The 20,495-nt window shown below is 58.7% G+C and carries 20 protein-coding genes; 13 read left to right on the forward strand and 7 right to left on the reverse strand.

Annotated elements, in window-relative coordinates; genetic code table 11:
- Positions 1 to 118: 118 nt before the first annotated feature.
- On the forward strand, positions 119 to 484 hold the full coding sequence (locus G3M63_RS01485) for an STAS/SEC14 domain-containing protein (RefSeq protein ID WP_163981682.1): 366 nt from the start codon (positions 119 to 121) through the stop codon (positions 482 to 484).
- Between the two features lie 11 nt (positions 485 to 495).
- On the opposite strand, the gene G3M63_RS01490 is transcribed toward G3M63_RS01485, so the two are convergent.
- Together G3M63_RS01490 and G3M63_RS01495 are read right to left on the reverse strand one after the other, a co-directional pair.
- Positions 496 to 1,278: a slipin family protein gene (locus G3M63_RS01490; protein WP_150300258.1), complete on the reverse strand. Its 783-nt coding sequence runs from the start codon at positions 1,276 to 1,278 to the stop codon at positions 496 to 498.
- A gap of 32 nt (positions 1,279 to 1,310) precedes the next feature.
- On the reverse strand, positions 1,311 to 2,762 hold the full coding sequence (locus G3M63_RS01495; RefSeq protein ID WP_163981683.1) for a nodulation protein NfeD: 1,452 nt from the start codon (positions 2,760 to 2,762) through the stop codon (positions 1,311 to 1,313).
- A 190-nt stretch (positions 2,763 to 2,952) separates the two neighbouring features.
- Here G3M63_RS01495 and G3M63_RS01500 point away from each other — a divergent pair, with 190 nt between their 5' ends.
- From G3M63_RS01500 to G3M63_RS01510, 3 genes are all read left to right on the forward strand, one after another.
- Entirely contained in the window at positions 2,953 to 3,912 is a 960-nt protein-coding gene (locus G3M63_RS01500; RefSeq protein ID WP_163981684.1) for a PfkB family carbohydrate kinase, read from the forward strand.
- Positions 3,905 to 6,310 (forward strand): glycoside hydrolase family 65 protein, encoded by a 2,406-nt coding sequence (locus G3M63_RS01505; protein WP_163981685.1) that lies wholly within the window; start codon positions 3,905 to 3,907, stop codon positions 6,308 to 6,310. Before G3M63_RS01500 ends, G3M63_RS01505 begins: the two co-directional genes overlap by 8 nt.
- A 341-nt stretch (positions 6,311 to 6,651) precedes the next feature.
- Positions 6,652 to 7,674 (forward strand): DUF4034 domain-containing protein, encoded by a 1,023-nt coding sequence (locus tag G3M63_RS01510; protein WP_163981686.1) that lies wholly within the window; start codon positions 6,652 to 6,654, stop codon positions 7,672 to 7,674.
- 118 nt (positions 7,675 to 7,792) lie between these two features.
- On the opposite strand, the gene G3M63_RS01515 is transcribed toward G3M63_RS01510, so the two are convergent.
- Complete coding sequence (locus G3M63_RS01515; RefSeq protein WP_150300253.1) at positions 7,793 to 8,194, reverse strand: serine kinase/phosphatase; 402 nt, start codon at positions 8,192 to 8,194, stop codon at positions 7,793 to 7,795.
- Positions 8,195 to 8,298: 104 nt separating this feature from the next.
- Between G3M63_RS01515 and G3M63_RS01520 the strand changes: the two genes are divergently transcribed.
- The 5 genes from G3M63_RS01520 (at position 8,299) to G3M63_RS01540 (ending at position 12,894) form a co-directional block, all read left to right on the forward strand.
- On the forward strand, positions 8,299 to 8,715 hold the full coding sequence (locus tag G3M63_RS01520) for a GFA family protein (RefSeq protein ID WP_150300252.1): 417 nt from the start codon (positions 8,299 to 8,301) through the stop codon (positions 8,713 to 8,715).
- 167 nt (positions 8,716 to 8,882) lie between these two features.
- On the forward strand, positions 8,883 to 10,547 hold the full coding sequence (glgP, locus tag G3M63_RS01525) for an alpha-glucan family phosphorylase (protein ID WP_163981687.1): 1,665 nt from the start codon (positions 8,883 to 8,885) through the stop codon (positions 10,545 to 10,547).
- A 143-nt stretch (positions 10,548 to 10,690) separates the two neighbouring features.
- Complete coding sequence (locus tag G3M63_RS01530) at positions 10,691 to 10,957, forward strand: DksA/TraR family C4-type zinc finger protein (RefSeq protein ID WP_150300250.1); 267 nt, start codon at positions 10,691 to 10,693, stop codon at positions 10,955 to 10,957.
- Positions 10,958 to 11,155: 198 nt separating this feature from the next.
- Positions 11,156 to 12,067: a diacylglycerol kinase family protein gene (locus G3M63_RS01535; protein ID WP_218573639.1), complete on the forward strand. Its 912-nt coding sequence runs from the start codon at positions 11,156 to 11,158 to the stop codon at positions 12,065 to 12,067.
- Positions 12,064 to 12,894 (forward strand): metallophosphoesterase, encoded by an 831-nt coding sequence (locus tag G3M63_RS01540; protein ID WP_150300248.1) that lies wholly within the window; start codon positions 12,064 to 12,066, stop codon positions 12,892 to 12,894. Before G3M63_RS01535 ends, G3M63_RS01540 begins: the two co-directional genes overlap by 4 nt.
- On the opposite strand, the gene G3M63_RS01545 is transcribed toward G3M63_RS01540, so the two are convergent.
- The 3 genes from G3M63_RS01545 to G3M63_RS01555 all read right to left on the reverse strand — a co-directional run bounded on the left by G3M63_RS01545 (position 12,895) and on the right by G3M63_RS01555 (position 14,552).
- Positions 12,895 to 13,902 (reverse strand): hypothetical protein, encoded by a 1,008-nt coding sequence (locus tag G3M63_RS01545; protein ID WP_163981688.1) that lies wholly within the window; start codon positions 13,900 to 13,902, stop codon positions 12,895 to 12,897.
- A gap of 190 nt (positions 13,903 to 14,092) precedes the next feature.
- Positions 14,093 to 14,323, reverse strand: a complete 231-nt coding sequence (locus tag G3M63_RS01550; protein WP_150300246.1) for a VF530 family DNA-binding protein — start codon at positions 14,321 to 14,323, stop codon at positions 14,093 to 14,095.
- Positions 14,304 to 14,552: an RNA-binding protein gene (locus tag G3M63_RS01555; RefSeq protein WP_150300245.1), complete on the reverse strand. Its 249-nt coding sequence runs from the start codon at positions 14,550 to 14,552 to the stop codon at positions 14,304 to 14,306. The genes G3M63_RS01550 and G3M63_RS01555 overlap by 20 nt, the downstream gene beginning before the upstream one ends.
- Before the next feature lie 79 nt (positions 14,553 to 14,631).
- Between G3M63_RS01555 and G3M63_RS01560 the strand changes: the two genes are divergently transcribed.
- Both G3M63_RS01560 and G3M63_RS01565 read left to right on the forward strand, forming a co-directional pair.
- Positions 14,632 to 15,156: an RNA methyltransferase gene (locus G3M63_RS01560; RefSeq protein WP_163981689.1), complete on the forward strand. Its 525-nt coding sequence runs from the start codon at positions 14,632 to 14,634 to the stop codon at positions 15,154 to 15,156.
- Between the two features lie 62 nt (positions 15,157 to 15,218).
- Positions 15,219 to 16,439 carry an NAD(P)/FAD-dependent oxidoreductase gene (locus G3M63_RS01565; protein ID WP_256669905.1) on the forward strand — a complete coding sequence of 407 codons (1,221 nt, stop codon included), beginning with the start codon at positions 15,219 to 15,221 and terminating at the stop codon, positions 16,437 to 16,439.
- Here G3M63_RS01565 and lnt read toward each other — a convergent pair.
- Entirely contained in the window at positions 16,415 to 18,049 is a 1,635-nt protein-coding gene (lnt, locus tag G3M63_RS01570) for an apolipoprotein N-acyltransferase (protein ID WP_163981691.1), read from the reverse strand. The genes G3M63_RS01565 and lnt overlap by 25 nt on opposite strands.
- A gap of 447 nt (positions 18,050 to 18,496) precedes the next feature.
- Between lnt and G3M63_RS01575 the strand changes: the two genes are divergently transcribed.
- The gene (locus G3M63_RS01575) at positions 18,497 to 19,510 is read left to right on the forward strand and encodes a response regulator (protein ID WP_371923506.1); all 1,014 of its coding nucleotides are present in this window, start codon (positions 18,497 to 18,499) and stop codon (positions 19,508 to 19,510) included.
- A 22-nt stretch (positions 19,511 to 19,532) separates the two neighbouring features.
- On the forward strand, positions 19,533 to 20,486 hold the full coding sequence (locus G3M63_RS01580; RefSeq protein WP_150300241.1) for a diguanylate cyclase: 954 nt from the start codon (positions 19,533 to 19,535) through the stop codon (positions 20,484 to 20,486).
- Positions 20,487 to 20,495: the final 9 nt, after the last annotated feature.

The following is a 20,495-nucleotide window of genomic DNA, read 5'->3' on the forward strand; positions in this document are numbered from 1 at the left end:
CCGGGTTCCCGGGAGTTTCCCGGAAAAACGTCTCGCAACACAAAAAAATGAACTTTTTTTCCTATCACGGTTATCAACTAGACTGACTGCTGCGAACAACTGCAATCGAGGCGCGGCCATGTTCCAGACCATCAGAGTAAATAACCACCGGCTGGATGTCGTATTCAGCGGCAAGCTTGACAGCGCATCCATGAAGGTTGCGCTCGATGAGATGATTCAGCAGGCGCACGGCATTACCGACGGAGCAATGCTCGTGAAAGTGGGCGAGTTCGAACTACCGACCCTGGGCGCAATGGGCGTGGAAATGTCCCGGTTGCCGCAACTGTTTCGTTTCATCCGGCAATTTGACCGCGTGGCTGTCGTCGCCGGACAGACCTGGGTGCGCAAGATGAGTACTGTCGAAGGCGCACTGATTCCCGGCTTGAACCTGCAGGCCTTCGCGCTGGATGAGACGGCTGAAGCAGAGGCATGGCTGGCCCGGTAATTCGGGCCAGGTCATACATCTTTACCCGCCCCACCCTGCTGCTGACCGGAACGAACCAGGTTCTGTATCAGGTCGATGGGCAACGGAAAGACAATCGTCGAGGTGTTATCGCCACTCATGTCCGCCAGCGTCTGCAGGTAGCGCAACTGCATCGCGCCCGGCTCGCTGGACATTACCCGAGCTGCCTCCACCAGCTTCTCTGAAGCCTGCAGCTCCCCTTCGGCATGGATCACCTTGGCGCGCCGCTCGCGCTCCGCCTCAGCCTGCCGGGCAATTGCGCGGATCATCGATTCGTTGAGATCGACGTGCTTGATTTCAACATTCGCCACCTTGATGCCCCAGTCTTCCGTCTGGAGATCCAGGATCTCCTGGATATCCGCGTTGAGTTTGTCGCGCTCTGAAAGCATTTCATCAAGGTCATGCTTGCCAAGCACCGAGCGCAGCGTGGTCTGCGCCAGCTGGCTGGTCGCTTCGCTGAAATTCTCGACCTGGATGATGGCCTTCTCGGGGTCAACCACACGGTAGTACAGCACCGCATTAACGCGCACAGTGACGTTGTCACGGGAAATGACGTCCTGACTCGGAATATCCAGCGCAACCACCCGCAGGTCGACCCGTGCCATTTGCTGAAGGCCCGGAATCACGATTACCAGACCGGGTCCTTTTACCCCCTGAAAACGTCCAAGGAAGAATACAACGCCCCGTTGATATTCCGGAAGAATGCGGATAGCCGACCCCAGCAGCAATAGCAGGAAAACCAGCGGAGCCAGATAGGAGATCATATCGAATGTCATGTTTCCTCCTCGCGGCGCGTGCCGAGACGATGCTATCGCTCGGGCACCCTCGCCTGCATTGTGGGTTCAAGGTGAAGGGTCAGGCCTTCTACGCGTGCAATCGTCACAGTCTGACCAGCCTGTACCGGCAGTGTAGAAACGGCTTTCCAGCGTTCCCCGCCAGCCCGTATATATCCGCAATAGTTTTGGCCTTCGCGCGAGAAATCATTCAGCGCCACGCCGGTCTCATTGATCAGCCGATCGGTGCCACTGACCGCCGGTCGCCTTCGCAGGCTGAGCACCCGCGTGACCGTCCATAACAACAGGCCGGCAAATAGGGCGGCCATTCCGCCGATCAGGGGCAGCGAGACAGGTTGGTGACTGCCGTCCATGAGAATCACCGAACCGATCACAAAAGCGACGATGCCGCCGATGCCCAGGATGCCGAAACTGGGCAGGAACGCCTCCGCGACAATCAGCAACAACCCCAGCAGAATCAGCGCCAGCCCCGCATAGTTGACCGTAAGCACCTGGAAGGAAAACAGCGCCAGGATCAGGCAGATACCGCCAATTACGCCGGGATAGAGGCTACCCGGATTGGACAGCTCGAAAATGATCCCGTAGAAGCCGATCAACATCAGGAAATAAGCGATATTGGGGTTGGTTATCACACTAAGCAATCGGGTACGCCAGTTCGGATCAACCCGTGTCAACGTCAGATTGGCCGTATGCAAGGTTCTTTCACCTTCGGCCATACGCACGCTACGACCATCAATCTGCAGCAATAGATCGTCCAGGCTCGGCGCTACGACGTCGATGACGTTACGCTCCAGTGCCTCAGTGGCGCCCAGGTTGACCGCTTCGCGCACGGCCTGCTCGGCCCAGTCAGCGTTGCGGTCATGGCGCTCGGCAAGGCCTCTTATATAAGCGACGGAGTCTTCCAGGACCTTGCGCTCCATGGCGCTGCCCCCACGCCTCGGCTCCCGATCTTCGTTGGCGTCGTTCTCCCCGTCTGTCCCGCCCGGCTCGGCTGCCGGATCAGGGCTGCCTGGCATACCGCCCATCTGTACCGGCGTTGCCGAGCCCAGGTGCGTAGACGGCGCCATCGCCGCTATATGACTGGCATACAGGATATAGGTCCCGGCGCTGGCTGCACGGGCCCCGGCTGGCGTGACATAGGTTACGACCGGTACCGGTGAGCGCAGAATCTCCCGGATGATCAGCCGCATCGACTCCATCAGCCCGCCCGGGGTATCCATTTCGATCACCACGATGCGCGCCTGTTCAGCTTCGGCCCGCTCGATCCCCCGCACCAGATAATCCATGGTGGCGGGGCCTATGGGCCCGTCGACCGAGAGTACCAGCCCAGCGGAAGCCGCTTCGCCCTCCTGCGCCACCAGGCTGTGGCTGAAAGAAGCGGCATAGATCAACACCCCGAACAGCAACATACCGGCCCAGAGCCAGGCAAGGGAAGCGCGCAATTGAACTGTTCCGGGACGGAGCATGGCACTGACCCTTCGGTTGAAAACGAATGAGCTAGTTCTGAGCCTAGCAGATGGCCGCCGTTCTGATTCGCCAACAGCGTTGCGCGGCTGGCGTATCCACCGAAGGTCATCAGACGCACCAGGTAACGCTGAACCCGACATCATTGTGTCGGTCAGCTCTGGTAAGTCTTTTCGATCGAAGGACAGCAATATGAAGTCTCGAACAATGCTTTCGCTGGGCAGCATCAACGCTGATTTCCAGGTACGCGTAAACGCTGCCATAGGCAGCAATGACATGCTCCCGGCACATGATTTCTGCCGGTTGTCGGGTGGGAAAGCCGCCAACACTGCATTTCTCGCCGCTCGCTTCGGCCACGCCAGCCGATTGCTCGGATGCGTAGGGGATGATGACCTGGCGCAGCAGGCGCTGGGATCGCTGGCGGCAGCAGGCGTTGACCTGGACGGCGTGAATCGGGTAACCGGACAGCCCACCGGGGTCTCGATGATCATGGTTCCGCCGGATGCCAAGAAGCATATAGTTCTCGCGCCCAATGCCAATGATTGCTGGGATGACGCCGCGGCCGTGAAGGTCGAAGCAGCCATCGGGGACGCTAACCCGCCGGCTTGTCTGGTCCTTGACTGCGAGATACCTGCCTGGGTAGTGCGGCGCGCAATACAGAAAGCCGCTGCCTCGGATATCCCGGTGATTCTCGATCCTTCCTTTGTCGACCGCGTGGAACCCGCGGTACTCAACAGACTGCACGCCATCACGCCGAACATCAGCGAAGCAGGCGGCCTGGTCGGACGCGACCTCAAAACTATCAGCGACGCCGCCGGCGCGGCCCGGCAATTGCGCAACGAAGGCGTCGAGCTGGTGTGCATCAAACTGGGCGACGGTGGCTGTGTACTGGCAGCGGGCAGCGAGCTGATACACATACCGGCAGGCGAGATAGACCCGGTGGATTCCACCGGTGCAGGGGACGCGTTCACTGGCGTGTTTTCCGTTGCATTACTTGAGGGAATGTCCGCTCTGGATGCGGCTGCCTGGGGCGTAGCCTCGGCCAACTTGGCGGTAACCGGTTACGGGTCGCAACCCGCCTATGCAGACCGGGAAGAGATAGTCCAGATGGCCGCCAGGCTGTCGCAAGATGCGAGGGTATTGCATGTCTGATGTGCTGCGCGCCGGCTGGCGTGTTGAGTTCGACCACTACGACCCGGAGGATGAGCTCCGCCGCGAGGCCTTGCTGGCGCTGGGCAATGGCTTGCTGTCCTGTCGCACCAGCGCCCCCGAGGCGGCCGCTCTGCTGCCCCGGCATGACTGGCAGCAGACGCGCTATGCAGGATTCTATCGCGCCGGTTGGTATGACGAAGCCCCGCGCGAGGTCAACGGCAAACAGGTGACCCTGGGCTCGCTGGTCAATCTGCCTGATCCATTCGGCCTGAGCATCAGCCTTGATGGCGAATGCTGGTTCGGGGCGGACGCAAACCAGGTGCGCGATTATCGGCAAAGTCTGGATGTGCGCAACGGCCTGGCGCAGCGGGACATCTGTTTTGAACTGCAGGGTCAAACCGTACGACTACGCGAGACGCGGCTGCTGAGCATGGCATCGCCGGAGCTGGCGCTGCTGCGCTGGGAGCTGACGTTACCGGAAGGCCTGCAGCGCCTGCATCTTCGCGCCACGCTGGACGGCGCCGTTACCAACAGTCTGATCGCGCGTAACCAGGCCTACGAAGGTCCGCGGTTGCGCAATGTCTGCTACCAGTGCAACCCGACCGGCCTTGCCGCGGTGAGTGCATCCTTGCACACACCCGATCGCCACCTGGCCATGGCGGTGAGAACGTTCGGCGACAAGCCGCTTGTCTGGCACAACGAAGAGCACGATGGGCGGCTGCTTCAACACGCCACCATCGAGCTGTCCGGAGCCCGGCAGCTTACCCTTGAAAAGCGGGTTGTGGTTCGCGTCGATGATGATTTGCCCAGCGACTCCCGCCTTGCCCGCAGCCTGGTTATCGACGCGCTTCCCGCAGAGCCGTTCGACCTGTTGCTGCGGCATCACCGAAAAGCCTGGCGCAGATTATGGGCGCGCATGCCGATGCGTGCAGCCCAGGCGGGCACGCAACTGACGCTGCGCCTGCATGCCTATCATCTGGCGCAAACGGTGTCGCCCCATTCCATCGGCCATGATCTGGGCTGTCCACCGCGCGGCTGGCATGAAGGCTATTACGGCCAGGTATTCTGGGACGAGATCTTTGCCTTTCCGTTCATCTCCACGCACTTCCCCGAACTCGGGCTGGAGTTGCTCGACTACCGCTACCGCCGGCTGGATACAGCCCGCCAGCGCGCACGCCGCCTCGGCCTGGGTGGCGCCATGTATCCCTGGCGGAGTGCCCGCAGCGGCGAAGACGAAACCCCGCCCTTCCAGTGTTATCCGCCGTCGGGAAGCTGGGTACCGGACTACACCTTCCTGCAGCGTCATATCGGCGCAGCGGTGGCCTACGATGTCTGGACGCTCTATCTGGCAACAGGTGATATGGCAATGCTGGCCGGCTTCGGCGGCGAAATGATTGTGGAGATAGCGCGCTTCTGGGCCAGCCGCGCGCACTATGAAGAAAGCCATGGACGCTTCTGCATTCGCGGTGTCGTCGGCCCCGACGAATATCACAACCACTATCCCGACAGCTCCGAGCCCGGTCTGGATAACAACAGCTACACCAATATCATGGCAACCTGGACCCTGACCTGCGGGCTACAACTGGTAAACATGTTGCCGGCCGAGCAGGCCGCAGCGCTACGCCAGCGTACCGACCTGAGCGCGGCCGAACTGGCGCACTGGGAGCATGTCAGCCGGCGCATGTACCTGCACTTCAACGACGAAGGCGCGCTAAGCCCCTTCGAAGGTTTCGAGCAGCTTCGCACACCGCCCGAAGAGTGGTTGACCGACAACCATCCGCGCCTGGACTGGATGCTCGAAGGCCGCGGTGATACTACCGAGCGCTATCAGCTGAGCAAGCAGGCCGACACCCTGATGCTGCTGTATCTGTTTTCACCCCCCGTTCTGAAGGCGCTGCTGGAGCGGCTCGGATATTCTGCGGACGATGGCGTGCTGCAACGTACTCTGGATTATCAACTCCGCCACATCACCCATGAATCCAGCCTGTCCAAGGTGGTCTGTGCCGGAGCGCTGGCGTATCACCGCCCCGAGGAGTCCTGGGAATATTTCATGCAGGCATTGAACGTCGACCTGACCGATGATCCCAACCGCGGTACGCTGGAAGGCGTTCACCTTGGCGCCATGGCCGGCTCGCTGGATGTGTTGCAGCGGCATTATCTGGGGGTTCAGCCACAGCCGGACGGGCTGCATCTCCTTCCCTCTGTGCCGACTGACCTCGACCGGGTGAGCCTGGATTTTTGCTACCGGGGCTTGCGCTTGCGGATCACGCTGCATGACGACGAAGTTAGTCTGCTCTCGCGAGACAGCAACCCCGAGGCGGTACAGATATTTCATGCCAACGGCCAATGCGTGCTGCAGCCAGGCGAATCCGTGAGTGTTTCCGCACGCTCCGGTTAGGCATCGCTTCCCGGAACCCGGCAAGTTCCAGGTCTGTGAATCAGGTCCGCCTGGTGGGGTTGGTTCATCTTGCGCGATGGCGCACCATTGCAGTTACCGCACAATGGCCCCGCCTGGATCGACCGAATTCCAACAAGCTGCGGATCGCCCTGATCCGCACCGATTCAGCGCGCAACGGTAGTGTCCAGGTCTGTTGCCCGTTTCATCGCCGCCGCGACGAACAGCAACAGACCCTTGCCAGTCCTGACCGAGGTTGCCATATCGCGTCGCCTGCATTGATTGTCGGGACGGCTCCGCTCGCTCGGAGTACGGAAGCTTATCTGTCAGAACTGGAGGGATTCATGAACGCCATCAATAAGCAGCTTTGCTACCTTTGCCTCGTCTGCAGCAGCCTGCTTGCACCGGTGACTGCCTCGGCAGACGAACTTGGTGAGCGCAGAGCGATCTACGACACCGTGACACGGGATCTGCAGAACGCCGACTTCGCTCACCTGGAAGCGCTTGCAGAGCAATATCGTGCGAACCAGGAGCGCTCACCCAGCGGGGTATGGAAACTCAGCGCACTGGATGCAGGCGTACGCTCGATGTTCGATCCAGCCATTCGTGACCCTGCCTATTGGGCCTATCTGGACGACTACATCGGCGACTGGTTGAAACAGTACCCGAAGTCACCCACCGCGCACCTGGCGCGTGCCAGCATGTTGATCCATCAAGCATGGAGTTATCGTGGCACCGGTCCGACAGAGTCGGTCAAGGAAGAAGACTGGCAGCCATTCAATGAACATATCGAGCGCGCCCGCGTGGCGCTGGAGCAGTCGAAGCAGTTCGCAGCGCGTGATCCACAGTGGTATGTGACCATGGCAGTTGTTGCCAAGAGCCAGTACTGGCCGGACGAGCGGTTCAAGGAAATGCTCGACGAGGCGCTGACCCGGTACCCCGACTACTACCCGATCTATTACGCCGCGGTTGATTACTACTCACCGAAATGGAACGGCAGCGCGGACGCCATCGAGCGGTTCGCCATGGATGCCATGCAACGCACCCGGGATAGCGAAGGCAGCGGCCTATACGCGCGGCTGTACTGGCATGCGGCGCAGATACAATTCGACGACAGGCTCACCAAGGATTCCCGCATCAACTGGACCGTTATGAAGAAGGGCATAGATGACGTGCTCGAGCGGTATCCGGATCAGTGGAACATCAACAATTTCGCGCGTATTTCCTGCTCCGCCGAGGACAAGAGCAAAGCGCACGAACTGCTACAACGCATCGATTCACCCATCGAACAAGCCTGGGGCGACCTGGATGAGCATTCCAGGTGCCAGCGCTGGGCAACCGCAGCGGAACCGGTGGCAGCAAGATGAGCTGCTCGCGCAGGCTCTCATAGGCCCCACGCCAATGAGCACCCTGACCTGCAAACTACCCGGCACCGCGCAATCACAGCCTGTGCCGGGTCAGCTGCGGATCACCAATGCTGGAGCGTCACTTCTCTTCCCCGTCCCAGGGCTTGCCGTCCAACGGCTTGACCCGCCCAAGTTCCGCTTCATCCAGCCCACCGCCGGCTCCGATATCATCTTCATCCACCACGGAAAAGTCCTGGTCGGTCGGCCCCCCGCCGTCCCCGGCTTCCAATGGCGATCGCGAACCGTCCTCCGGCATCAGGGTCTCCGGCGTCGCATCGTCCATGGTCGGACCTTCGCCCGGCTGCGATGCTTCGGTCAAACCGGCCTCTGCCGCGCGGTCTATGGCTTCGTCTTCGGTAGGCACCTTGCCAATCGGACCCATGGGTTCATCTTCGGGAATGGACACTTCGTCGACGTCTTCGTCCACTGCGATCTGGTCGGTGGTGCGGTCCGGGTCTCGCTTTTCATCGCGCGTTTTCATTATCTTTTCTCCTTCTGGTGTTATGCAGTTGACGATTCCCCGAACAAAAGATTCCCGAACCCGCAGTCTTTGCGGTCGGGTCCAGAGCAGAGCGAGGAGTACTCATGACAACAGGTAACTGCCTATGCGGCGGAGTAACCATTCAGATCGAAGGCCCCTTGGAACCCATCCAGGTGTGCCACTGCTCGCAATGTCGCAAGGCGCAGGGTGGTCCCTTCGCGACGAACATCCCCGTGCGGCGCGCCGCGGTGAAGGTCATCAGCGGTACAGACCTGCTGGCCTCTTTCGAGTCGTCTCCCGGCAAGCAACGTGTCTTTTGCAGCCGTTGCGGGTCGCCCTTGTTCAGTCAACGCGACTCAGATCCCGAGACCATTCGAATACGGGCCGGCTTGCTGGCTGAACCCCTCGATGCGCGCCCCTGCGTACACTTTTATGTCGCCTCCAAAGCCGGTTGGTGGGATATCGACGATGAGCTTCCGAAGTACGCCGCGGCGTACAGGAGCCCATCGCGCCATGAGTGAAGCCCACGGAGCGACAGGCGGTGCGGCCTTGGCCTTGCCGAACCTCCTTCCCTGCCTGACACTGAAAGTAATCTCGCCTTCAAGCAGTACGGCAAGGGTAAATGGACTCGACCCCATAACCGACTGCGACCTCTGCTCGCCCTATTTGATGAGAACTGGACCTGACCATGAATACATATGACCAATGGAGTCATCCCTATCCCGTCGACCCGCGATACAGCAAGCGGGTCGCGTACTTCTCCATGGAATTTGCGATAGCCCAGCCACTCAAGATCTACTCGGGCGGCCTCGGCTTTCTGGCCGGCTCGCACATGCGCAGCGCCTATGAGCTGAACCAGAACCTGATCGGTATCGGAATGTTGTGGAAGTTCGGCTATTACGATCAGGAGCGCAACGAGGATCAGACAATGCGCGTGCAGCTGCAGCGCAAGTACTACCCCTTCCTGCGGGACAGTGGCATCACTGTGAAAGTCACGGTCAACAGCCATCCGGTATACGTAAAGGCTCTGTACCTTGCGCCGGAAATATTCAACACCGCGCCGATTTACCTGCTCACCACTGACATACCGGAAAACGACTATCTTGCCCAGACCATTACCCACCGTCTGTACGATGGGGAACATGCTGCGCGGGTGGCACAAAGCATTGTGCTCGGTATCGGCGGGGCCAAGCTGGTCGAGGCGCTGGGTGGAGCCGATCTTTATCACATGAACGAAGCCCATGCGATGCCGATGGCTTTTCAGCTGATGGAGCAATTCGGCGATCTCGATGAAGTCCGCAACCGCGTGGTGCTGACCACTCACACGCCGGAGCTGGCCGGCAACCAGGAGCATGAAACCGCGTTTCTCCGGGACATGGGCTACTTCAACGGCCTGTCCCACGAAACAGTGGTGCGCATGACCGGCATGGATGGTCACATGTTCAGCCACACCCTCGCCGCGCTGCGTGTCGCGCGTGTAGCCAACGCCGTTTCGCGCCTGCACGGCGTGGTGTCCAACGAGATGTGGGACAGCAATCCGAACATCTGCCGGATCAAGGCAATTACCAACGCTCAGAACACCACCTTCTGGCAGGATCGCACGTTACGTGCGGCGCTCGATGAGGGTGACGACGCGCGACTGGTCGAGCGCAAAAAACAGATGAAAGACGAGCTGTTCAAAGTGGTGGCCGACCAGACCGGCAAACTCTTTGACCGGGACACCCTGACGGTGGTCTGGGCCCGCCGTTTCGCTGCCTATAAGCGTGCCGACCTGCTGGTTCGCGATATTTACCGTTTCACCCAACTGATCGAGCGAAGCGACCGGCCGGTGCAGGTTATCTGGGCTGGCAAGCCCTTCCCCACCGACAATGGCGCCATCGAGATGTTCGACAGACTGGTGCGGTTCTCCTACAAGGCAGCCAACTTCGCAGTGCTCACCGGGTATGAAATCGAGCTGTCCCGCTTGCTCAAGCAGGGCGCGGATGTCTGGCTGAATACCCCGCGGCGTCCACGCGAAGCGTCCGGAACCAGCGGGATGACCGCGGCGATGAATGGCGCGGTGAATTTCTCCGTTAACGATGGTTGGATTCCGGAGTTCGCCCGCCACGGAGAGAACAGCTTCATCATTCCCGTTGCCGACCCGACGTTACCCGAACATGAGCAGGATGAGGCCGACTATCAGCACCTGATGCGCATTCTTGAGCACGAAATAATCGCTCGCTACTACGACGACCCGCAAGGCTGGCTCGAAATCGCAAAACAAGGGATGCGCGACGTGGTGCCGGGTTTTGATTCCAACCGCATGGCGCAGGAGTACTATGAGCAGTTGTACAACGCCGACGTAGGCAGTTGAGGCAGGTTTGTGCAGGGCGCCGCCCGTTTCGGGCCAGCCCTGTTTAATACAGCTCGACGGATTTGCCTATCCGCGGATAGATTCCATACTTGAATAGTGAGCGCGACGTCGGGTCGCGCGCATTGCGACGAAGCGGAGATCCCATGGCTACCGGTTGGGCACAGGACGGCGCTGTCCAGGATCAGATCGACGACACTGTCGACGAAGCGGTGCAGCGTGCCCGCAGCAAATTACCTCGCGGCGAAAGCCTGACGCATTGCGAAGAGTGCGACGAGCCCATCCCCGAGGCCCGCCGCAAGGCGCTACCCGGCGTGCGCCTGTGTATCGCCTGCCAGACCGCTCAGGATAATGAGAACCAGCGCCATGGCGGATACAACCGTCGTGGCAGCAAGGACAGCCAGCTACGTTAAGCTTCCATCTATTGACGTACTATCCCATCCCTGCAAGCCGGGTTCGTGTCGGCTTTTCTCCTCTGCGTCTGAACAAATCCAACCGCTACGGTTTCGCTAATATGGTCTATGCTCAGCGGCATGACCGACCCAACCCTGCGCACCGAACCCGTTCAACCTTCGCCCTGCCCAACCTTGACGGGGCATGAGCCGTTTTTCATGGTGATGAATAGCCGCTCAGGCAAAGGCAATGCCGAGCAGATAAGTAAAACCATTGAGGCGCTGCTGTCCGCAGCCGGGCGCCGCTACGAACTGATATCTGTAGACAGCGGACCGCAGCTCGGCCCCGCTGCGCAGAAAGCACTGACAAAGGCCCGCGAACAGAACGGCATAGTGGTTGCGATTGGCGGCGACGGTACGCTGAATGCTGTTGCCCGGGTCGTGCTGGGTTCCGGCGTTCCGTTCGGTATTCTCCCGCAGGGGACATTCAACTATTTCGGGCGCTGCCATGGCATCCCTCAGGACACCGAGGCGGCAGTGCAGTGTTTGCTGGATGCCCGGGTGCGCCCGATCAGTGTTGGCCTGCTCAACGACCAGCTGTTTCTGATCAACGCGAGCCTGGGCCTGTACCCGAGGCTGCTGCAGGACCGTGAGCGTTATAAACGACGCTATGGCCGCAGCCGCCTGGTTGCACTCTGGTCGGCTCTGGCGACCCTGGCTCATGCGCACCGGCAACTGGATGTCCAACTCGAATATGATGGCGCTACACACTCACTGCGCACACCGACCATTGTTGTGGGCAACAATCGACTGCAGATGGAACATATCGGAATCGAAGAGGCAGAGGCGTCGGAACGCAACAGGCTTGTGCTGATGACATCACGACCAGTGGGTACCCTGTCGCTCTACTGGCTGTTACTACGCGGCCTGGTGAGCCGCCTGGGCGACGCGGAGAATGTCATCTCCTTTGCATTCGACTCCATGGTGGTACGACCCGGCCGCGGTCGTCGTAAAGTAAAGGTGGCTCTGGACGGCGAAATCACTCGAATGTATGCGCCATTGACGTTTCGGGTCGCAAAGGAAAAACTTCCGCTGCTGGTGCCGCGCGTGGCCGTGGAGGCGAACCCATGACCCGCGTTCTTCAACTCTCGGATCCGCATTTCGGCACCGAGCAGCCACATGTAGTGGATGCCCTGCATCGGTTCATCGACAACTGCGCGCCGGATGTGTTGTTACTGAGCGGCGACATTACCCAACGGGCGCGTCGCCATCAATTCGACGCCGCGCAGCGCTTTCTGGACCGGGTACGCTGTCCGGTTCTGGCCATTCCGGGCAACCACGACATTCCGCTGTTCAACCTGTTTGCACGCTTTATCAATCCGTACGGTAATTTCCAGCGCGCATTCGGAAAACAGCTGGAACCTGAGTTTTCTAATCCGGATGTGCTTGTTCTCGGGGTCAACACCACCCGCGCATCCCGCCACAAGGACGGCGAAGTGTCAGCTTCACAGACGGCACGAATCATCGAACGGCTGCGTCAGGCTGAACCCGGTCAGCTACGCATCGTCATGCAGCATCATCCGGTACGAGCGGTCGCCGAATCGGATACAGCCAATCTGTTGATCGGGCGGGAACGGGCGGTTCCGGCGTGGGTCGATGCGGGCATGGACCTGCTGCTTGGAGGACACATTCATCTTCCGTACGTGTGGCCGGTCTATGGCCATGACGGAGAAACAGGTCGCAAAGCCTGGACTGTCCAGGCCGGCACCGCCATTTCCAGTCGTACGCGCGGTGAGGTGCCCAATTCGGTCAATCTCATCCAGCATGAATACGAGGCCGGTCGACATCGCTGCACTGTCGAGCGATGGGACTACTCGCTTGAAGCACAATCCTTTGTGCAGGCATTGGTTACCGATATAGCGCCGGATCGCCCCGTTCAGGATCCAGCGCTGGATTGATCAACGCCTGAATTCAATATGCTGGCGGTGCGGATTGCCGCCACGCCAGATGAACCCTTCGAAGTAGTAGTGCACCAGCGTGATGGTGAGAGCGAATACCACCGCCAGCCGATAATCATCCTGCAGGCTGGTCAAAACATAGGCAATTGCAACAGAGGCCGCCGGCAGCACGATTATGGGCGGCAGCCTGCTGAAGTGTGTCAGACGATAGATCAGGTTCACAGGCGCAGCACGATTACGATTGGTGTCGTGGGTGATGTAGATCATGAACGCTGTGATGTCATGAATGACACGCGGAATAAGGATCACAAACAGCGTGTAGCCGATTTCATGGATCAACAACACAGAGGTCAGCATGGCGACATTACCCCACAGGTACCAGACGCCGATCCGGTTACGCGAGGTCTTGGTCAATTTGAACGCCAGCACGATGACGGCCGCACACATCAGGCCGGCTATCGCCATCAAGAACTCAAAAGCGCTGACGCCGGCAAAGAGTTCATAGCCAAGCAAGCTGGCTGTATAGACGGTCACATAGATAACGAACCCGCACAGGATCGACAACCACTTCCAGGTCTTGAATACCCCGGACGGTGGCACCCCCATCATCATCAATGTCAGGCCGAGTTGCTGCGCGAGTACATGATAAATGGTGTAAAACGCCAGAAAAATGAACATGGACTGCTCGCCCAGCGGTTGCGGCCCGAATATCGCCAGACTCGTCAGCCCCGCAAACCCGACGAAGGGTAACAGCAGGCTGCGCCTGTAATGGGAGATATATTCCGAATCGGCCATTGTCAGAAGGCTCGCCACGATATGCGGCAGCCCGAATATCACAGTCCAGAACGGCCAATGCATCGGATCTACCGGAATATGCTGGCGCAGCAGGCGACCATCCAGGACGAGGCTATCAATCAGCACCAGGGCAAGCGAAACAGGAACGATCGCGTAAAGTGCCAACAACCAGCGGCAATCAAGTACCTGCAAAGGTTTATCAAAGGTGTTCAATGCAAGGCCCACCATCTTGTTATAGGACAAGCATTGTGGCGGAACGAGGAAACTGTTGAACGTGACAGAGTTAACAGATCGGGTGGATCAAACGCCCGTTCCAGAGAGGGTTATATGAAATGAATATATATTCATCCGTTACCCCTGAGCTGACGGAATAACGGCATTGAGACGTTTTCAGCGGGGCCCTTCAGCGCCGGGAAGCCAGATATAACGCCTCGACTTTCTGGCGGGCCCAAGGGGTCATCCGCAAGAATTTCAGGCTGGAATTCACGCTTGGATCGACCTGGAAACAACGGATCGGGATGCGGCTTCCCAACTCTTCCCAACCGTAGGTGTCGACCAATGAGGTCAGCACCTGTTTCAGCGTCACGCCATGCAATGGATCGTTACTTGTCTGGTCAGGCACTGGTCGATTCATCCAGTTTTACGCGGATACGGCTTCCCGCTACATCCATGCCGTTCAAACTTTTGATGGCAACCTTGGCATCTGACGGGTGTGGCATTTCGACAAAGCCGAAGCCCTTCGACTTGCCGGTTTGCTGATCAAGGACCAGATCACAGGCCGTCACGATTCCGTGCGCCTCGAACAGATTGCGCAGTTCCGCTTCGGTGGTGTTGCGAGCAAGATTGCGAACAAGAATTTTCATCGTATTCCCATGGTAGAATTCAGCCCGCACTATACCCCTAACGGGCAAAACCTTCATTGCCAAGCATAGTCGATTTCACATGCCCCAACCTTGCGCCAGCATTGGCCTGATCGATCCGAAGAGCCCGAGCAACGTTGGAGCTGTGATGCGCGCTGCGGGATGCTACCGCGTTGACTCTGTCCGTTACACCGGCATGCGTTATGCGAGAGCGGCGCGATTTCATACCGATACCCAGGGCGTCAGCCAACGCATTCCGTTGATCAGTGTGAACGACGTACTTGACGATTTGCCGGCGGGCACCAGCGTGGTGTGCGTGGAACTGGTCGAAGGCGCTACTGCACTGCCTGCATTCAGGCACCCCGAGCAAGCGCTGTATGTGTTCGGACCAGAGGACGGCAGTCTCAGCCAGGCATTGGTTGATCGGGCGGATCACGTGGTTTATGTCCCGACTGTTGGATGCATGAATCTCGCTGCCACGGTCAATGTGCTGCTGTACGACCGCCTCGCCAAATCCTCGGCGGGCATGGGAAACGATGCCTTGATCCGCGAAAGCCGCGACACCAACAACCGGGTCCGGGTTAACCGGCCAGCCGCCATTGATTAGCAGTCACCTACCCTTCCCGCCTGTTTGATACACTGCTGCGCCCCGTTCTGATGGATTTACCCGTGTCGGCCAAAAGCGAGCATTTTGACGTAATCATTCTCGGCGCCGGAGCATCCGGATTGCTCTGTGCCTTTACCGCTGCACAGCGCGGACGCCGTGTGCTGGTTCTCGAGCGGGCCAACAAGATAGGCAAGAAGATCCTGATGTCCGGCGGCGGCCGCTGCAACTTCACCAATCAGTTGGTCGAACCGGACAATTTCATCTCTGCCAACCCGCATTTCTGCAAGTCAGCTCTCAGACGCTATACCCAATGGGACTTCATCGAGCTGGTCGAGCGACATGGCATCAGCTACGAAGAACGCAAACACAGTCAACTGTTCTGCAAGGAGTCGGCGAAGGAGATCGTCGCCATGCTGCTCGCCGAATGCGAGTGGGCCGGCGCGCAAATCCGTAGTCACTGCGAGATCAACCGGATCGAGGCTATCACCACCGGCAAATCACGCTATCGCGTGGGCCTGCAGCAGGCTGACATCGTCCGCACCCTGGAGTGTGAATCACTGGTTGTGGCGACCGGTGCACTGTCGATCCCCACGCTGGGGGGCAGCGGGCTGGGTTATGAAATCGCGCGGCAGTTCGGTCTTCCCTTGACTGAACGCCGTGCCGGACTGGTGCCGCTGATGTTCAGTGACACGATGAAACAGCTCTGCGAACGCCTCTCCGGTCTGGCTGTTGAAGTAACCATCAGCTGTAACGGCCAGTCATTCACCGAGAATATCCTCTTCACTCACCGTGGAATCAGTGGACCGGCGGTACTGCAGATTTCCAACTACTGGTACCCGGGTGATGATATCTCGATCGACTTGCTACCCGGCATCGATGCGCCGAAGTGGCTACTGGAATCAAAGCAATCCAACGGAAAAAGTCGCCTCCGCACGATCCTCGGACAGCACCTGGCAAAGGGATTGATCGCAGAACTGCAGCAGAAATGGTGGCCCGAGCACGACGATACCGCACTGGCGGAGTTCAGCGACAAGCAACTGAATCGCATAGGAGAACAGCTCAACGGCTGGCGGCTCAAACCCTCGGCGAGCGAAGGTTATCGCACCGCTGAAGTGACCCTTGGCGGGGTAGATACCGACGCGATCAGCTCAAAAACCATGGAAGCGAAACAGCAGCCAGGACTGTTCTTTATTGGTGAGGTGCTTGACGTAACCGGACACCTGGGCGGATTCAATTTTCAGTGGGCCTGGTCATCCGGCTATAGCGCCGGGCTCGTGGTGTAACGTCGGCGCCGGATCGCTAACACCGCGGTAACCAGCAAACCGAGCACGACGTATACCAAGGTGCCAAACAAATGCGGGTGACGGCTGTAGAAGCTTCCGCCGGACTCGGTCGAGAAGGGTATATCGACCAGCATTTCCGCCCGGGAAAACGCGCGCGAGCTCGCGATAATCCGACCGTTGGGACTCGATACGACGGAGGGCCCGTTGTTGATGAGATGAATCATCGGAACCCGGTTCTCCACTCCACGTACAATCGACATGGCGCGGTGCTGGAACGGCTGGGTCGTCTCGCCAAACCAGTTGTCCTGTGAAAGAAACAACAGCACCTTGCCTTCTCCATCGGCTCCGACCGAATCAGCCACAAATTCCGGGAATGCCGTTTCGAAACACACTTTTGGCACTACCTGCATGCCTCCCACGTGGAAATAGGCATGTCTATCCCCGGCAGACAATTCACGGAGAAACTCGCCAAGAAACAGATTGCTTATGGTTCTCAGGCCGGGCAGGTGGAAAAACGCCGGCAAGTACTCGCCGAACGGCATACGCTGAACCTTGCGGTAGGTATCGGCCAACTCGCCGTCCTGACCAAGGAAGGCCACCGAGTTGAAGCTTTGCCTTTCACCGTCGATCCAGCGATTCTCAACGTCATGGAAAACCAGCGGAACACCGGACTCGCTTAATCGTTGAGCGTAACCGTATCGAACGCTGTAATTTTCGAAATAGCCTTTATAACGCGCTTCAGGCCAGGCAACCCAGGTAGCACCTCCTTTTATCAGCCGCTCGGTCGCCAGCATTTCCTCCGGAGACTCAAGACTGAAACCGGGCGCCGGCTTCGGCAGGTCCAGCGTGACTGCGTCATTGGGCTGTACCAGCCCTACCCGACGCGTTTCCCATTCGGCAGTACGCTCATCCCATGCCTGCAGACTGGCGAATCCGTATATGAACCAGACGAACACCGATATAGCCGCGCCTATATTGACTGCTCGATTACCCGCGCTCCGAATCGGGCTCCGCCGCAATACATGAAACACCAATCCACTGACCATGAGCATGATCGCATCCATTCCTTGCGCACCGACCAGGTCAACGCCCTGCAATCCAGGCAAGAACTGCGTCTGCGCCTCGGCAAAACGCGCTTCGAACAACAGTGGATAGAATGCCATGATCGCGAGAATACTGAAGGTGAAGGTCAGCACCTCAAACCCCGGCAGCGCGCGAGCAAGCCATCGATATACCAGACAGGCCAGGCCCACCGATAAACCAGCGTACAACCAGAAGATAGCCGCCAGGCCGAGACTAAGCGGGAACGAAAGCGCCTTCAGATTGATAGCAAACTCGACCATCCAGTTACTGGCACCGGCGAAGCACACCGTACCGGCGACCCAGCCGAGCATCGTCGCTGTCGGCAGTCGCGTACCGTCCAGCGCAAACAGCAAAGGCACCCAGCCGAGCCAGGCAGTCCAGTAAAGATGGGGTATCAGCCAGGGAATACACAACAGCGCACCGGACAACGCGGCCAGCATGATCCTGCACGCCAGTGGCACAGCGGAGGCAACTGCCGACGCATCATCAAACGGTTTTTTCGCAATGGACAGGTCAAGCCGGTTCATTATTATTCTGCCTCTGGACACCTGTCGGGCCGTATGAAGGTCAGCGGGCACAGTAGTAACCCTGGATTTTCGCAGCAATCCCCTTTTCGGGTGAGCATGACTGAGCCAGCCGCGGATAGCTGCGCTTCATAATGCCTACGGGCGAAACATGCCCTTGATTTTTTACTACCCGTTGCGCCCTGTTGGTGACCACGAACTACCGTACCCAGCCCTGACGGGCCTGGCAACCCGCGCCTCGCAGGCACGGCCGTCCCGCCATTGGTCAGAGAGGATACATTCGCTGTTTCGCTGTGCTCATGGCTGAGATAAAACTAGCTCAATGTACTGCTGCGTTATGTTGTTTTGATTGCTAGTATACGAACACGCCATGATGGCCATTTGACTCACTGCATTACCCATGGATGAAACAATGCACATAACCCAGTCCGACCTGCCCGCAGGATCAGCGTGAGCGCCCGCCCTCTACAACTGCTCGTGTGCGACGACTCCGCCATGGCTCGCAAGCAGCTGATTCGAGCCCTACCCGCTGACGGTCTGTTTCAGATCACCCAGGCGACGAACGGCCTTGAGGGGTTGGAAGCGATACGCAACGGGCAAGGCGACGTTGTTCTGCTGGATCTGACGATGCCAGAACTGGACGGCTTTGGTGTGCTGGCTCAGCTTCAGAAGGAAAGGCTGCAGTGCCACGTAGTCGTGGTGTCGGGTGACGTACAGGCTGAAGCGATACGTCGGGCCAAGGCGCTCGGTGCAAGCGCCTTCATCAAGAAGCCTGCCGATCCGCTCCAGTTGAGCGCAGCCCTGGGCGCGCTGGATATCACTATTCCGGTATGTTCGGTCAGGCAATCGTCATCCCAGCATGCTGCCTGTCTTCCTGGTGTTCCGTTCCGCGATGCGTTTCGCGAGGTTGCCAACGTTGCGATGGGTCGCGCCGCCGAGCTCCTTGGCCGTGTGCTTGACGTTTTCATCAAACTGCCGATCCCGAACGTCAATATCCTCGAAGTGGGTGAACTGCATATGGCGCTGGCCGATGCCCAGCGTGCCGAACGTCTCACCGCGATTTGCCAGGGCTATATTGGCGGTGGTGTGGCTGGCGAGGCGCTGCTGATATTTCATGACGCGGAAATTGACAGCGTCGCCAATCTGCTCAAAACGCACCTCGACGAGAGCGCCAGGCTGGAAATGCTGCTGGACCTGGCGAGCATTATCATTGGCGCTTGTCTGAATGGCCTCTCCGAGCAACTCATGATTAATCTATCCCAGGGCCACCCGCTGGTGCTCGGCCAGCATTGTCCGATCGAGGAGCTCATCCGCATCAACCAGCGGCGCTGGAAACGCACCCTCGCGGTAGAAATAAGCTACGGCCTCGAGGATCTTGATATCCATTTCGATCTGATGCTGCTGTTCACTGAAGATTCGGTTCCGCGGCTACAGAAACAGCTGGATTTCTTGATTGATGGGTAACCCTCAGGACAAGGACGAGCCAATGCCCGCTCAATTTGATATTGACGAACTCCACTGGCTGCTGGATATCGTTCAGAGCATCGACGTTGGTGTGGTGGTGCTGGACCGCCAATACCGTATCGAGGTATGGAACAGCTTCATGGAAAACCACTCGGGCATGAGCGCAGAGACGGTTTCGCATCAATCGCTGTTCGGCCTGTTTCCGGAAATTGAGCAGGAGTGGTTTACCCGCAAGGTTGAAACGGCCGTTATGCTGGGCACCAGAGCCTTCACCATCTGGGAACAACGGCCCAACCTGTTCCGGTTCAAGAGTTACCAGCCGATCACCGGCCTGGCGGACGAGATGTACCAGAACGTGACCATTCTGCCGTTGCGCAGCCCCAACAGTGAAATCGACCACGTCTGCCTGATCATCTACGATGTGACCAATGTTGCGGTGAACAAGCGCCAGCTCGAGTCTGCCAATAATCAGCTGCAGGAACTGGCGTTGCGCGACGGTCTCACCGGATTGCTCAACCGTCGCCACTGGGAGCAATGCCTGGAGCATGAATTTGCAAGACACCTGCGCTACCAATCGCCGGTCAGCCTGGTGATGTTTGATATCGACCATTTCAAGGCGGTCAATGACACCTATGGCCATCAGCTTGGTGATGAGGTGATCCGCGAAGTCGCACGGATTACCCACCAGCTGGCTCGAGAGACGGATTTTGCCGGCCGCTATGGTGGTGAGGAATTCGTAGTCCTGTTACCGGACACCAGCCTCGACGGCGCTGCCCAGTTTGCCGAGCGGCTCCGCCAGGGGATCGAACGCCTGCAAATCGCTCATGAAGGCACCGCGCTCTCCTTTACCGTAAGCCTCGGCGTTGCCTGTATCGAGCCGGACCTCCAGAAGCATACTCAGCTGATTGAGCGCGCTGACAAAGCCCTTTATCGCTCCAAGGAAGGGGGGCGCAACAGGACATCGGTCCACCGTTAGTACCAGAAA

Origin of the sequence: Pseudomonas sp. OIL-1 (assembly GCF_010669185.1) — a bacterium.
GTDB lineage: Bacteria > Pseudomonadota > Gammaproteobacteria > Pseudomonadales > Pseudomonadaceae > Halopseudomonas > Halopseudomonas profundi.

Excerpts from the sequence above, each read along its gene's own strand:
- G3M63_RS01485 (WP_163981682.1), top strand. The coding sequence starts at position 119 with ATGTTCCAGACCATCAGAGTAAATAACCACCGGCTGGATGTCGTATTC.
- G3M63_RS01490 (WP_150300258.1), bottom strand. The coding sequence starts at position 1,278 with ATGACATTCGATATGATCTCCTATCTGGCTCCGCTGGTTTTCCTGCTA.
- G3M63_RS01495 (WP_163981683.1), bottom strand. The coding sequence starts at position 2,762 with ATGCTCCGTCCCGGAACAGTTCAATTGCGCGCTTCCCTTGCCTGGCTC.
- G3M63_RS01500 (WP_163981684.1), top strand. The coding sequence starts at position 2,953 with ATGAAGTCTCGAACAATGCTTTCGCTGGGCAGCATCAACGCTGATTTC.
- G3M63_RS01505 (WP_163981685.1), top strand. The coding sequence starts at position 3,905 with ATGTCTGATGTGCTGCGCGCCGGCTGGCGTGTTGAGTTCGACCACTAC.
- G3M63_RS01510 (WP_163981686.1), top strand. The coding sequence starts at position 6,652 with ATGAACGCCATCAATAAGCAGCTTTGCTACCTTTGCCTCGTCTGCAGC.
- G3M63_RS01515 (WP_150300253.1), bottom strand. The coding sequence starts at position 8,194 with ATGAAAACGCGCGATGAAAAGCGAGACCCGGACCGCACCACCGACCAG.
- G3M63_RS01520 (WP_150300252.1), top strand. The coding sequence starts at position 8,299 with ATGACAACAGGTAACTGCCTATGCGGCGGAGTAACCATTCAGATCGAA.
- glgP (WP_163981687.1), top strand. The coding sequence starts at position 8,883 with ATGAATACATATGACCAATGGAGTCATCCCTATCCCGTCGACCCGCGA.
- G3M63_RS01530 (WP_150300250.1), top strand. The coding sequence starts at position 10,691 with ATGGCTACCGGTTGGGCACAGGACGGCGCTGTCCAGGATCAGATCGAC.
- G3M63_RS01535 (WP_218573639.1), top strand. The coding sequence starts at position 11,156 with ATGGTGATGAATAGCCGCTCAGGCAAAGGCAATGCCGAGCAGATAAGT.
- G3M63_RS01540 (WP_150300248.1), top strand. The coding sequence starts at position 12,064 with ATGACCCGCGTTCTTCAACTCTCGGATCCGCATTTCGGCACCGAGCAG.
- G3M63_RS01550 (WP_150300246.1), bottom strand. The coding sequence starts at position 14,323 with ATGAATCGACCAGTGCCTGACCAGACAAGTAACGATCCATTGCATGGC.
- G3M63_RS01555 (WP_150300245.1), bottom strand. The coding sequence starts at position 14,552 with ATGAAAATTCTTGTTCGCAATCTTGCTCGCAACACCACCGAAGCGGAA.
- G3M63_RS01560 (WP_163981689.1), top strand. The coding sequence starts at position 14,632 with ATGCCCCAACCTTGCGCCAGCATTGGCCTGATCGATCCGAAGAGCCCG.
- lnt (WP_163981691.1), bottom strand. The coding sequence starts at position 18,049 with ATGAACCGGCTTGACCTGTCCATTGCGAAAAAACCGTTTGATGATGCG.
- G3M63_RS01580 (WP_150300241.1), top strand. The coding sequence starts at position 19,533 with ATGCCCGCTCAATTTGATATTGACGAACTCCACTGGCTGCTGGATATC.